A 14271-nucleotide genomic window follows, 5' to 3' on the forward strand; every position below is an offset into this window, starting at 1 on the left:
TTACGCGCCGTGGGCAGCAAGCTGGCCCAAGCGCTGCACCGCGACCGAGACGGTCGGGTAGTCCAGGGTCTTCTGCTCGGCCAGTTCGGCCAGCATCGCCAGGGTGAAGCGCAGGCTGTTGTCATCACGGCCCATCCAGGCAGCGACCTTGGCCTCGGCACTGTTGCCCTTGGTGCCCAGCACCTGCCCGGCCAGGTTGCGGTGGTTGGCTGCCAGTTCGTCACGCAGCACGCCACGTGCCACGGCGTGCCAACGGCCATTGACCTCCAGCGCATCGACCTGCTCGAACAGCCACGGCAGCTGCAGGGCATCGCCCAGGCGGAAGTGGACCTTGGACACGTCCACCGGCTTCAGCTTGCGGGTGCGGGCCAGTTCGATGATGTCGAACGCCGGTTCCAGGAAGTGCAGTTCGGCCAGCTGCTGTGCCAGTGCAGACGGCAGGCCCTTTTCCTTCCACTCGGCCACCAGGGCCTCGTAGGTCGGACGCTGCGAATCCGGCAGCACACCCGAGGCAACGCGGATGTCGTTGAACGGTCCCTGGTAGCGGTTGACCGCTTCGGTGATGCCCGGCATCGCGCCCGGGCGCGACAGCAGCCAGCGCACGAACGAACGCTGCAGCTTCCAGATCACTTCCAGTGCGTCGATCTGCACCGACTCCGGCACCTTGCCGTCGAGGGCATCGATCTGCGCCCACAGCGCGCGTGCATCCAGCGTTTCACGGCTGATGGTGTACGCCTTGGCGACCTCGGCGATGGAACGACCGGTGTCTTCCTGCATGCGCATCAGGAAGGTGGCGCCCATGCGGTTGATGGTCTGGTTGGTCACGGCCGTGGCGATGATTTCGCGCTTCAGGCGGTGACGCTCCATCGCGTCGGCATACTTCTTCTGCAGCGGGGTCGGGAAATAGCGCTGCAGTTCCTTGGACAGGTACGGATCTTCCGGGATGTCCGAATCCAGCAACTGGTTGAACGCCACCAGCTTGGAGTAGGACAGCAGCACCGACAGTTCCGGGCGGGTCAGGCCCTGGCCGCGCGCCTTGCGCTGGGACAGCTCGGCATCGGACGGCAGGAACTCGATCTGGCGATCCAGCAGGCCCTGCTGTTCCAGCGTGCGGATGAAGTGCTGCTTGGAACCCAGGCGCTTGACCGCCATCCGCTCCATCAGGCTCAGCGCCTGGTTCTGGCGGTAGTTGTCGTTGAGCACCAGCTCGGCGACTTCATCGGTCATCGAGGCCAGCAGCTTGTTGCGCTGCTCGACGGTCAGCTTCTTGGCCCGCACCACATCGTTGAGCAGGATCTTGATGTTGACTTCATGGTCGGAGGTGTCGACACCGGCCGAGTTGTCGATGAAGTCGGTGTTGAGCAGCACGCCAGCCTGGGCAGCTTCGATGCGGCCCAGCTGGGTCATGCCCAGGTTGCCGCCCTCGCCCACCACCTTGCAGCGCAGCTCGCCACCGTTCACGCGCAGCGCGTTGTTGGCACGGTCGCCGACGTCGCTGTGCTGTTCGCTGGCGGCCTTGACGTAGGTACCGATGCCACCGTTCCACAGCAGGTCGACCGGTGCCTTCAGGATCGCACTCATCAGATCGTTCGGCGACAGCGCCTTGACGTTCTCGTCCAGGCCCAGCGCCTCACGCACCTGCGGGGTGATCTCGATCGACTTCAGGCTGCGCGGGTACACGCCGCCGCCCTTGCTGATCAGCTTGGTGTCGTAGTCCGCCCAGCTCGAACGCGGCAGGGTGAACAGGCGCTCACGCTCGATGAACGACGTGGCCGCATCCGGATTCGGGTCCAGGAAGATGTGGCGGTGGTCGAACGCAGCGACCAGGCGGATGTGGCGCGACAGCAGCATGCCGTTGCCGAACACGTCGCCGGACATGTCGCCGACGCCGACCGCAGTGAAGTCCTGGCTCTGGCTGTCACGGCCCAGCGCACGGAAGTGGCGCTTGACCGATTCCCACGCACCGCGCGCGGTGATGCCCATGCCCTTGTGGTCGTAGCCGACCGAACCACCGGAGGCGAACGCATCGCCCATCCAGAAGCCGTGCGCGACGGCCAGGCCGTTGGCGATGTCGGAGAAGGTCGCGGTGCCCTTGTCGGCGGCCACCACCAGGTACGGATCGTCCATGTCGTGGCGCACGACATCCACCGGCGGCACGATCTTGTTGTTGACGATGTTGTCGGTGATGTCCAGCAGGCCCTGGATGAACAGCTTGTAGCAGGCCACGCCGTTGGCGAAGATCGCATCGCGGTCGCCGTTCACCGGCGGGGTCTTGGCGAAGAAGCCACCCTTCGCGCCGACCGGCACGATGACGGTGTTCTTGACCATCTGTGCCTTGACCAGGCCCAGCACTTCGGTACGGAAGTCTTCGCGACGATCCGACCAGCGCAGGCCGCCACGCGCAACCGCACCGAAGCGCAGGTGGGTACCTTCCACGCGCGGGCCGTACACGAAGATCTCGCGGTACGGGCGCGGCTTCGGCAGGTCCGGCACCAGCGCCGAATCGAACTTGAAGCTGATGACATGGCCGTGCTGGCCGTTGGCATCGGTCTGGTAGTAGCTGGTGCGCAGGGTCGCGTCGATCACGCCCATGAACGAGCGCAGGATGCGGTCCTCGTCCAGGCTGGACACGCGGTCCATCAGCTTCAGCAGCGCATCGCGCGCGGCCTGCATCTGCGCGTCACGGTCGCCCTTGCGGGCGTCGACCACGGTCTTGAGCACCTTCAGGGTGGCCTCGTCGCCAGCAGCCAGCACATCGAAGTGGGCCTTCAGCTGGGCCTGGCCGGCGGCGATGTCGTCCTTGCTCTCGTGGCCGGTGGCCGGATCGAACCGGGCTTCGAACAGCTCGACCAGCAGACGGGCCAGCAGCGGGTAGCGCGCGAACGTGCCTTCCACGTAGGCCTGCGAGAACGGCACGCCGGTCTGCAGCAGGTACTTGCAGTAGCCACGCAGCATGGCGACCTGGCGCCAGTGCAGGCCGGCCGCCAGCACCAGGCGGTTGAAGCCATCGTTCTCGGCATCGCCGTGCCAGACGCGGGCGAAGGTCTCGCCGAAGGCTTCATCGACACTGGCGGCATCGATCGCGCCAGCGGTGGACTCGACCTCGAAGTCCTGCACGTATACCGGGGCGTTGTCGACCGACAGGCGGTACGGACGCTCGGCGATCACGCGCAGGCCCATGTTTTCCATCATCGGCAGCGCGTCCGACAGCGGGATGTCGTCCAGCTGGCGATACAGCTTCAGGCGCAGACCATCGCCGCTTTCGCGCGGCACGGCCTGCAGGCTCAGGCGCAGGTCGTCCGGGCCGGTCAGCGCGTCGAGCTGGCTGACATCGTTGGCCGCAACAGCTGTGCTGTTGTCTTCGATGTAACCGGCCGGCAGCGCCTTGCCGATGCGGGCGGCGATGCGCAAGCCTTCGGTCTCGCCATGGCGGGCCACCAGCGCCTCGCGCAGGTCGTCCTGCCAGTTGCGCAGGACCTGGGCCAGCTTCTGCTCCAGTTCGGCGGTATCGACGTCGAGCATTTCACCCGGCTTCGGGCGCACGATCAGGTGCACCTGGGCCAGCGGCGATTCGCCCAGCACCACCGAGCTGTCGACGAACTCGCCGTGCAGCGCGTCCTTCAGCATCGCTTCGATGCGCAGGCGCACGTCGGTGTTGAAGCGCTCGCGCGGCAGGTAGACCAGCGCGGAGATGAAACGGCTGTACTTGTCGCGGCGCAGGAACAGGCGGCTGCGCACGCGTTCCTGCAGGCCCAGCACGCCCATCGCGGTGCGGAACAGTTCGTCCTCGCTGGACTGGAACAGTTCTTCGCGCGGCAGGGTTTCCAGGATATGGCGCAGGGCCTTGCCACTGTGGCTGGCCGGGGCCAGGCCGGACTGCTTCATCACGTGCTCGTGGCGCTGGCGCACCAGCGGGATTTCCCACGGGCGACGGTTGTAGGCGCTGGAGGTGAACAGGCCGAGGAAACGCTGCTCGCCGATGATCTTGCCCTTGGCGTCGAACTCCAGCACGCCGATGTAGTCCATGTAACCGGCGCGGTGCACGCGCGAACGGGCATTGGTCTTGGTCAGGATCAGCGCGTCCTTCAAACCGGACGTGGTGTTCAGGCCCTGCGCGGCCAGGGTCTTGACCGGACGGGCGGCGGACTTGTCCTTGCCGCGCATCAGGCCCAGGCCGGTGTCGTTCAGCGGCGCCAGCACCTCTTCCTTGCCCTGCTTCTCGACGCGGTACTCGCGGTAGCCGAAGAAGGTGAAGTGGTTGTCAGCGGCCCAGCGCAGGAACTCCTGTGCTTCCTTGCGCGACGTGTCGTCGACCGGCAGCTGGCGGCTGCCCAGGTCGTCGGCCAGCGCCAGCGCCTTGTCCTTCATCGGCTGCCAGTCGCGCACGATCGCACGCACTTCATCCAGCGCCTTGTTGATGGCCTGTTCGATGGCGGCCATGGCGTCGGCCGGTTGGCGGTCGATCTCCAGCAGCATCACCGACTCGGCATCACCCTCGCCGACCTTGACCAGCTTGCCGGCCTTGTCGCGGGTGAAGCGCAGCACCGGGTGGCCCAGCACGTGGACACCCACGCCCTGCTCGGCCAGCGACATGGTGACGGTGTCGACCAGGAACGGCATGTCGTCGTTGACGATCTGCAGCACGGTATGCGGCGATTCCCAACCGTTGGCCTTCGCGGTCGGATTGAACACGCGGACGTTGGCCTTGCCAGCCTTGCGGGCACGGGCGAATTCCAGCGTCTCAGCCGCGAGAGCGGCCCACTCTTCAGCGCTGTGGTGCGGGAACTCGTCCGCCTCCATACGCTTGTAGAAGTCAGTGGCAAAGGCCACTGCTTCGGCCTGTGCGGCCGCGGGGTAGCGCTTGCGCAAGGCCGTGTACACCGGCTCCAGGGAGAAACCAGCGGTCACTGCGACCTCCGCTTCTGCTGGTTTGGTCTTGTTTTTCACGGTCTTGGCTGCGGTTTTTTGCGGTTTCATGGCAGAGCGATGCGCTTGCTCAGTTGGGAAAATGAAATTGTAGCCCTACCGCGGGAAAAGGCCTTGCTGCAGGACGGAATAAGCAGATTCGGGTTTGCTGCGGTTTAGACGCCTATTCAGTTCGCGCCGGTAGGGTGATGGCGCCCGGTTCGGCTCTGGCGACAGGATCGGCAAAGCGTGTTACCGGAAGACACACGCGGCAACGCCGTTTCGATTCCACAATCCTGAACTGGACGGTATAGTCCACCGCGTGAATCCGGCCTACCTCCCCGTTGCCCTCGACGCACGCGATGAGCGCGTGTTCGAAGCCGTACGCCAGCTGTTGGCCCAGCAGGGCATGCAGATGAGCATGGACGCAGTGGCCCAGCATGCGGGCTGCTCCAAGCAGACCCTGTACTCGCGCTACGGCAGCAAGCAGGAGCTGCTGCGCCGGGTGATGCAGCGCCATGTCGGCCACGCCACCGGCGCCATGGTCCGTGCACTCCGCACTGACGACCTGCGTGCCAGCCTGCTCCAGTTCGCCATTGACTTCCTGGAGCACTTCAACCAACCGCACGTGGGCCAGGCCTGCCGGCTGATTGCCGCCGATGCGGCCCAGTTTCCCGAAGAGGCGCGTACGCTGTACCGGCACGGTGCCGGCGCGCTGACGCTTCATCTTGCTGAATGGATTGAAACCGTTTGCATGCGTGGCCAGCTCCGGCATGACGACCCGCACTTCATGGCCGAACTGCTGCTGAGCATGATTGCCGGTCAGGATTTCGACAAACAGCGTTTCCATACCCCCCACCGTGATGACGCACTGCTGCGTCGGCGTTGGGCAGAGTTCTCCGTCGACAGCTTCCTGCGCGCCTTCGCGCCACAGCCGTCGGCGGCCCCGTCTACAAACCAACCCCGGAGTTCCTCCTGATGACCGCCCCACTCCGCACCCTTGCCTTGACGTGCGCCGTTGCTGTCGCGCTGGCTGCCTGCAAGAAGCCGGAACAGCAGACGCCCCCGCCGCCGGAGGTGGGCGTGATCGACGCCAAGCCGCAGACCCTGCCGCTGCAGCGTGAGCTGGTCGGCCGCCTGTCGCCGTTCCGCAGTGCCGACGTGCGCGCGCGGGTGCCGGGCGTGCTGCTCAAGCGCGTCTACCAGGAAGGCTCGCAGGTCAAGCAGGGCCAGACCCTGTTCCTGATCGACCCGGCGCCGCTGCGTGCCTCGCTCAATGCGTCTGAAGCGCAGCTGGCCTCGGCCCGCGCGACCTACGCCAACGCCAAGGTGGCCGCCGACCGTGCACGCTCGCTGGCGCCGCAGCAGTTCGTCTCCAAGTCCGACCTGGACAACGCCGAGTCGGCCGAGCGCACCGCGCTGGCCGCGGTCAAGCAGGCCGAAGCCGCCGTGACCTCCTCGCGGATCAACCTGGGTTACGCCGAAGTGACCGCGCCGATCAGTGGCGTGGCCAACAAGCAGCAGGTCACCGAGGGCGCACTGGTCGGCCAGGGCGATGTGACCCTGCTGACCACCGTCGATCAGCTCGACCCGCTGTACGTGAACTTCTCGCTGAGCGTGGACGAACTGACCCAGCTGCGCGCGCAGCAGGCCAAGGGCGCGCTGGCGCTGTCCGGCGACGGCAAGGCGACGGTGGCAGTGAAGCTGGCCGATGGCAGCACCTACAGCGAGCCGGGCACGCTGGACTTCTCCTCCACTACGGTCGACCCGGCCACCGGTGCAGTGTCATTGCGCGCTGTGCTGCCGAACCCGCAGCAGATCCTGCTGCCAGGTGCCTTCGTCAGCTTCCAGGCCAACCTGGGCGAGCGCAACAACGCCTACCTGGTACCGCAGCAGGCCCTGCTGCGCGATACCTCCGGCGGCTACGTGATGGTGGTCGGCGCCGACGGCAAGGTCGTGCGCAAGAACGTGAAGACCGATGGCGCGCAGAACGGCAACTGGCTGGTCAGCGACGGCCTGGCCGCCGGTGACAAGGTGATCGTGGCCGGCGTGCAGAAGGTCAAGGAAGGTGCACCGGCGGTGGCCAAGCCGTGGACCCCGGGGCAAGACGCCAACGGCAAGCCTGCCGCAGGCGGCGCCGCTCCGGCGGGCGCGGCACCGGCCGCAGGCAAGGCACCGGCCGACGCTGCCAAGCCCGAGCAGGCCGATACGGCCAAGCCGGCCGCCACCGATTCGAACAAGCAGTAACGGGAACCTTCCGTCATGCCTAAATTTTTCATCGAACATCCAGTCTTCGCCTGGGTGGTTGCGATCCTGATCTCGCTCAGCGGCGTGATCGCGATCCTCAACCTGGGCGTGGAGTCCTATCCCAACATCGCCCCGCCGCAGGTCACCGTCTCGGCGACCTACCCGGGTGCCAGTGCCGACACCACGGAAAAATCGGTCACCCAGGTGATCGAGCAGCAGCTGACCGGTATCGATCACCTGCTGTACTTCAGTTCCTCGTCCGCGTCCAACGGCCGTGCGCAGATCACCCTGACCTTCGAGACCGGTACCGATCCGGACATCGCCCAGGTGCAGGTGCAGAACAAGGTCTCGCTGGCCACGCCACGCCTGCCCTCGGAAGTGACCCAGCAGGGCGTGGTGGTGGCCAAGGCCAACGCCGGCTTCCTGATGGTGGTGGCGCTGCAGTCCGATACCCCGACCATCAACCGTGACGCCCTGAACGACATCGTCGGTTCGCGCGTGCTCGACCAGGTCTCGCGCATCCCCGGCGTCGGCAGCACCCAGCAGTTCGGTTCCGAGTACGCCATGAACATCTGGCTGAACCCGGAGAAGATGCAGGGCTATGGCCTGTCGGCCAGCCAGGTACTGGCCGCGGTACGTGCGCAGAACGTGCAGTTCGCCGCCGGTGCGCTGGGTTCGGACCCGTCGCCGGAAGGCCAGCACTTCACCGCCACGGTCTCGGCCGAAGGCCGCTTCAGCTCGCCGCAGGAATTCGAGAACATCATCCTGCGCGCCAACGCTGACGGTTCGCGCGTGCTGCTGAAGGACATCGCCCGCGTCGCCTTCGGTGCCAACAACTACGGCTTCGACACCCAGTACAACGGCAAGCCGACCGGCGCCTTCGCCATCCAGCTTCTGCCGGGCGCCAATGCCCTGAACGTGGCCGAAGCGGTGCGCGCCAAGATGGACGAGCTGCAGCCCAGCTTCCCGTCCGGGGTGACCTGGTTCTCGCCGTACGACAGCACCACGTTCGTCAAGATCTCGATCCAGGAAGTGGTCAAGACCCTGTTTGAAGCGGTCTTGCTGGTGTTCCTGGTGATGCTGATCTTCCTGCAGAACTTCCGCGCCACCCTGATCCCGACCCTGGTGATCCCGGTCGCCCTGCTCGGTACCTTCCTGGGCATGTGGATGATCGGCTTCACCATCAACCAGCTGACGCTGTTTGCGATGGTGCTGGCGATCGGCATCGTGGTCGACGACGCGATCGTGGTGATCGAGAACGTCGAACGCATCATGACCGAGGAGGGCCTGGCGCCCAAGCCTGCCACGCAGAAGGCGATGACCCAGATCACCGGTGCGGTGGTGGCGATCACCGTGGTGCTGGCCGCGGTGTTCATCCCCTCCGCCCTGCAGGGCGGTGCCGCCGGTGAGATCTACAAGCAGTTCGCGCTGACCATCGCCATCTCGATGGCATTCTCGGCGTTCCTGGCCCTGGGCTTCACGCCGGCGCTGTGCGCGACCTTCCTCAAGCCGACGCACAACGACAACCCGAACATCGTCTACCGCACCTTCAACAAGTACTACGACAAGATCAGCCACACCTATGTGGGCCACATCACCTCTGCGGTGCGCCATGCGCCGCGCTGGATGATCCTGTTCGTGGTGCTGACCGCGCTGTGCGGCTTCCTGTTCACCCGCATGCCGGGCAGCTTCCTGCCGGAAGAAGACCAGGGCTATGCGCTGGCGATCGTGCAGCTGCCGCCGGGCTCGACCAAGGGCCAGACCAACGAAGTGTTCGCGCAGATGCGTGGCATCCTGGAAAAGCAGGATGGCTATGAAGGCATGCTGCAGGTGGCCGGCTTCAGCTTCGTCGGTTCCGGCGAGAACGTGGGCATGGGCTTCATCCGCCTGAAGCCGTGGGAGGAACGCAAGTTCACCGCGCCCGAGTTCATCCAGAACATGAACGGCGCGTTCTACGGCATCAAGGAAGCGCAGATCTTCGTGGTCAACCTGCCCACCGTGCAGGGCCTGGGCCAGTTCGGTGGCTTTGACATGTGGCTGCAGGACCGTAGCGGTGCCGGTTACGAACAGTTGACCCAGGCCCGCAACATCCTGCTCGGCCAGGCCGCGCAGAAGCCGGACCACCTGGTTGGCGTGCGCCCCAACGGTCTGGAAAACGCGCCTCAGCTGCAGCTGCACGTGGACCGCGTGCAGGCGCAGTCGATGGGCATGTCGGTGTCGGACGTGTACAGCACCATCCAGCTGATGCTGGCCCCGGTGTACGTCAACGACTTCTTCTACGAAGGCCGCATCAAGCGCGTGACCATGCAGGCCGATGGTCCGTACCGCACTGGCCAGGAATCGCTGAAGAGCTTCTACAGCCCGTCCAGCCTGACCCAGAACGCCGATGGCACCAACGCGATGATCCCGTTGAACACGGTGGTCAAGTCCGAATGGGTGTCGGCGCCGCCGTCGCTGAGCCGCTACAACGGCTATTCGGCGATCAACATCGTCGGTTCGCAGGCACCGGGCACCAGCTCGGGTGAGGCGATGCAGACCATGGAAGGCATCGTCAACGACGACCTGCCGGCCGGCTTCGGCTACGACTGGTCGGGCATGTCCTACCAGGAAATCCTGGCCGGCAACGCGGCGACCCTGCTGCTGGTGCTGTCGATCGTGGTGGTGTTCCTGTGCCTGGCCGCCCTGTATGAAAGCTGGTCGATCCCGGTGGCGGTGCTGCTGGTCGTGCCGCTGGGCGTGCTGGGTGCCCTCGGCCTGTCGATGCTGCGCGGCCTGCCCAACGATCTGTTCTTCAAGATCGGCCTGATCACCGTGATCGGCCTGGCGGCGAAGAACGCGATCCTGATCGTGGAGTTTGCGGTGGAGCAGCGCGCAGCAGGCAAGAACCTGCGGGATGCCACCATCGAAGCGGCCCGCCTGCGTTTCCGCCCGATCCTGATGACCTCGTTCGCGTTCATCATGGGCGTGATCCCGATGGCGATCTCCACCGGCGCCGGCGCCAACTCCCGCCACGCCATCGGCACCGGCGTGATCGGCGGCATGCTGTTCGCCACCCTGCTCGGCCTGCTGATGATCCCGGTGTTCTTCGTGGTCGTGCGCCGCATGCTGGGCGACAAGCTGGATGAACCGTCGAAGGAGTTCATGGAGCGCCAGCGCGACGCAGAGTCCGCCCACCGCCCGGATCGTTGATCCGGCGGTGCGCTGAAACGAAAAGGCCCCGGAGCGATCCGGGGCCTTTTTTGTTGCCGCTTCTGCATCCATGTCAACCCAGGTTGGCATCTACCGGAGCAACGGCATGCCCAGTAGCCGCCAACCTTGGTTGGCGCTGTTCAGGCAACGTCTCAGCGCAGCAGCGCCACCACCACGCACACCGCTACAACCGCCATCGCAGGCCATTGCATCGGCAGGAAGAAGAAGTGATGCGGAGCATGCAGGCCATGTGCACGCGGCTTTCGATTGAGCACAAAACCCAGCACCGTATTGATTGCTGAGCCAAGGCCGAACGCCAGCAGGACCTGGCCGAGTGAAGTATTGCCGCGACCCACCACTGGATCCGGGAACAGGATGAGGATGAGCAGCACGGCAGCGATCGGTGTGAGCAGGATCAGCAGCCCCGCGCCTCGATAGATGAGCATGTGGTGGTGTCCATGAACGGCGGAGCATTCTGCGCTCATCGAGCCGGAATGCCAATGGATCGCTGACACATCGACTGCACGGAGACCGGTCGCATACGGCCTGTATTGAGAAGCCTCGACCGCTGCGCCGGAAGGCATCACCCGACACTGAAGCGCTCAAGGCGTCTACCGTGTTCGCAGAAAGCCACCACCCCGGATTCATGGGCACACAGAAATGCGGCACACCCGGATCGCTGCTATCCAGATGTCTCGACGGCAATCGATCCGAAGCCCTCCAGGAGACTGATCATGGAAAGAGCACCACTACGATTCTTCAGCTGCCCTGCCCTGCTGTTTGGCGCGCTCTTCGCGGCCAGCAGCATCCAGGACAGCCACGCGGCAGGCGTCCTCGTCTGCGACAACTGTCGTGACCCGCGCGCATTGGCGCTTTCCTCGGGTACGGGGCCGACCATCGTCGCCGACTTCCAGCAGCGCCGGATCCATGGTTTCGATGTGGAATACGATCGCGAGCTACGGCGCTATCGCGCAACAAGGGCGCAGATTCCCGGGCCAATCAACGCATCCTTCAATCGGATCATGGGCATGCTCGACAACAACGTGCCAACCGTACAGTTCGCGCCGCGGCAGCGGGCCGGAAGAGGAGTCCAGTACGAGGTTCATCCTGATGACCCGCAATACGCCAACGGCATAAGCTTCCCGGAAGAGCACAAGAACCTCAACGCCTACGATGTCGTTCAGATGGCCACGGAGCGATCAAGGCTGGAAGGTGACATCGGCAAGGCCTTCACGGGGGCGACAACATCGTCGGCCGCCTGGAACGGCATGGCAACATTCCTTTCCTCGATCGGCCTGAGCTTCGTCAGCAAGACCGTCGGCATTGACAGCGCCATCTATCGGATCACATGGCGCGATGGTTCAAAAACCACGCTGGTCATCACGCCTTCTGCGGTTGATCAAGCCCGCTATGTGCAAGGTGAAAGCCGTGACGCCAAGGGCAACAAGATTCCGGATGGTGCGGCAACCGATCCAGAGATGGCCCGGAGCTTCATCGGCAACTATCGCTTTGACGATGCCGACGAGCTCGAACGATGGGTTGACTCCGCCCGGCTCTACGGCGTGACCATGCATCCGGGAATGCCACGGGAATCCCTTCAGATCGTCTGTGAATGGAATGGAAAGGATATCGTTTGCCGGTTGCCACGTTGACAGCGCAGAGGAAACGGGGCGGCAATCGCCGCCCCGTCGTGTCCATCAGCGCAGCCCGGTCTCGTTGCGTGCGATCACCAGGCGCTGGATTTCCGAGGTGCCTTCGTAGATCTCGGTGATCTTGGCATCACGGAAGTAGCGCTCCAGCGGCATTTCCTTGGAATACCCCATGCCGCCGTGGATCTGCACGGCCTGGTGGGTAATCCACATTGCTGCCTCAGAGGCGGTCAGCTTGGCAATGGCAGCCTCATTGCTGAAGCGCTTGCCCTGGCCCTTCACCCACGCCGCGCGCAGGGTCAGCAGCAGCGCTGCGTCCAGCTTGCACTTCATGTCGGCGATCTTGGCCTGGGTCATCTGGAAGGTGCCGATGGCCGCGCCGAACGCCTTGCGCTCCTTCACGTATTCCAGAGTCGCTTCATAGGCGGCACGGGCGATGCCGATGGCCTGCGAAGCGATGCCGATGCGGCCGGCATCGAGCACGCTCATGGCGATCTTGAAGCCCTCGCCTTCCTGGCCCAGCACGTCTTCGGCCCGCGCCACGTAATCGTTGAACTCGATCTCGCAGGTAGCCGAGGCGCGGATGCCCAGCTTCGGCTCGGTCTTGCCGCGGCCGAAGCCGGCCTTGCCGGTGTCGATGAGGAAGGCGGTGATGCCGCGTGCGCCCTTGTCCGGCTCGCTCATCGCGAACAGCACGATGTACTTTGCCACCGGGCCGGAGGTGATCCAGCTCTTCTTGCCATTGATGACAAAGGTGCCGTCTGCCTGCTTCACCGCGCGGCAGCGCATGGCCGTGGCGTCGGAGCCGGACTGCGGCTCGGTCAGCGCAAACGCGCCGATGGCCTCGCCCTCGGCGATGGCACGCACGTACTTCTGCTTCTGCTGCTCGGAACCGTGAGTGAGGATGCCGTTGCAGAACAGCGAGTTGTTGACGGACATGATCGTCGAATGGGCTGCGTCGGCGGCGGCGACCTCCACCATCGCCAGCACGTACGCGATCGGGTCCATGCCCGCGCCGCCGTATTCGGTCGGCACTTCGATGCCCATCAGGCCGTTCTCGCCCAACAGGCGAATGTTGTCCAGCGGGAACTCGCCGGTACGGTCATGATGCTCCGCGCTCGGGGCGATCTTCTCCTGCGCGATACGCCGCGCCACGTCCTGCAGCATCAACTGCTCTTCGGTAAAGCTGAAATCCACAACACCCTCCCGGGTACATGAAGTTATGGGCCGCATACGGCGCGCCCAGGTGCCTCGATTGTACCGGGGGCCGGCTGCTTCCGTACGCTGCCGACTTGACCGCGACAGGCCCTCTCGGCGAATATATCTCTATATCGCGATAGGTAGATGTTTATGGATCTGGAAGACTGGTCGACCCGCCTGAAGGTGTTCGCCGATGCCACTCGCGTCCGCCTGCTGGCGCTGCTGGAGCAGGAGGAACTGACCGTGGCCGAACTGTCGGCGATCACCCGGCTGGCGCAGCCGCGCGTGTCCACCCACCTGGCACGCCTGAAGGAAGCCGGCCTGGTCCGCGACCGCCGTGCTGGCGTGTCGGCGTACTACCGCTTCGACGAGGCCCAGCTGGACCCGGCGCAGCGTGCATTGTGGCATGCCTTGAGCAACGGAAGCGATGACCCGCTGCTGCGCCAGGATGCCGAACGCGTCGCCGCCGTGCTGGCGCACCGCGCCTCGGACCAGAACTGGGCCGACAGCGTGGCCGGCGACATGGAACGCCACTACTCACCTGGCCGCACCTGGGAGGCACTGGCGCGTACCGCGCTGCCGCTGCTGGAGACCGGCGACGTGCTGGATATCGCTTCCGGTGACGGCGTGCTGGCCGAACTGGTAGCCCCACATGCCAAGCGCTACATCTGCATCGACACCAGCGCGCGCGTGGTCGCCGCCGCCAGCGAACGCCTGCGCCGCCTGCCGAACGTGGAAGTGCGCGAGGGCGACATGCATGCACTGCCGTTCAAGGATGCCAGCTTCGATCTGGTCGTGCTGATGCACGCGCTGACCTACGCCAGCAAGCCGGCGCAGGCGGTGACCGAAGCCGCGCGCGTGCTGCGGCCCGGTGGCCGGCTGCTGCTGTGCAGCCTGGCGCGCCACGAGCACAAGGCCGCCGTGGAGGCCTATGGCCATGTCAACCTCGGCTTCAGCGACAAGGAGCTGCGCAGGTTCGTCGACAAGGCCGGCCTGCAGGTGTCCAGCCTGGAGACGGTCACCCGCGAGAAACGCCCGCCGCACTTTGAAGTGATTTCGCTGATCGCCAACAAGCCCTGAG

At 65.1% G+C, this 14271-nt stretch carries 8 protein-coding genes; 5 read left to right on the top strand and 3 right to left on the bottom strand.

Annotation, left to right across the window (positions count from 1 at the left end):
* Positions 1-4977, bottom strand: coding sequence for an NAD-glutamate dehydrogenase (locus G370_RS0109480; RefSeq protein WP_019660384.1), 4977 nt, complete (start codon positions 4975-4977; stop codon positions 1-3).
* A gap of 250 nt (positions 4978-5227) precedes the next feature.
* Here G370_RS0109480 and G370_RS0109485 point away from each other — a divergent pair, with 250 nt between their 5' ends.
* Genes G370_RS0109485 through G370_RS0109495 form a run of 3 tightly spaced genes read left to right on the top strand, consistent with a single transcriptional unit; the run spans position 5228 to position 10341 of the window.
* The gene (locus tag G370_RS0109485; RefSeq protein WP_019660385.1) at positions 5228-5884 is read left to right on the top strand and encodes a TetR/AcrR family transcriptional regulator; all 657 of its coding nucleotides are present in this window, start codon (positions 5228-5230) and stop codon (positions 5882-5884) included.
* Positions 5884-7152, top strand: a complete 1269-nt coding sequence (locus G370_RS0109490) for an efflux RND transporter periplasmic adaptor subunit (protein WP_019660386.1) — start codon at positions 5884-5886, stop codon at positions 7150-7152. Before G370_RS0109485 ends, G370_RS0109490 begins: the two co-directional genes overlap by 1 nt.
* Positions 7153-7167: 15 nt before the next feature.
* Positions 7168-10341: a multidrug efflux RND transporter permease subunit gene (locus G370_RS0109495; RefSeq protein ID WP_019660387.1), complete on the top strand. Its 3174-nt coding sequence runs from the start codon at positions 7168-7170 to the stop codon at positions 10339-10341.
* 152 nt (positions 10342-10493) lie between these two features.
* Here G370_RS0109495 and G370_RS0109500 read toward each other — a convergent pair whose 3' ends face one another.
* Positions 10494-10787, bottom strand: a complete 294-nt coding sequence (locus G370_RS0109500) for a hypothetical protein (RefSeq protein WP_019660388.1) — start codon at positions 10785-10787, stop codon at positions 10494-10496.
* A gap of 288 nt (positions 10788-11075) precedes the next feature.
* On the opposite strand from G370_RS0109500, the gene G370_RS0109505 reads away from it, so the two are divergent.
* Complete coding sequence (locus G370_RS0109505; protein ID WP_019660389.1) at positions 11076-11993, top strand: hypothetical protein; 918 nt, start codon at positions 11076-11078, stop codon at positions 11991-11993.
* Positions 11994-12038: 45 nt separating this feature from the next.
* On the opposite strand, the gene G370_RS0109510 is transcribed toward G370_RS0109505, so the two are convergent.
* Positions 12039-13187, bottom strand: coding sequence for an acyl-CoA dehydrogenase family protein (locus G370_RS0109510; RefSeq protein WP_019660390.1), 1149 nt, complete (start codon positions 13185-13187; stop codon positions 12039-12041).
* Between the two features lie 153 nt (positions 13188-13340).
* Between G370_RS0109510 and G370_RS0109515 the strand changes: the two genes are divergently transcribed.
* A complete protein-coding gene (locus G370_RS0109515) occupies positions 13341-14270 on the top strand; it encodes an ArsR/SmtB family transcription factor (protein ID WP_019660391.1) in 930 nt (309 codons plus the stop codon).
* Position 14271 lies beyond the last annotated feature (1 nt).

The sequence above is a fragment of the Stenotrophomonas hibiscicola ATCC 19867 genome (assembly GCF_000382065.1).
Classification (GTDB): Bacteria; Pseudomonadota; Gammaproteobacteria; order Xanthomonadales; family Xanthomonadaceae; genus Stenotrophomonas; species Stenotrophomonas hibiscicola.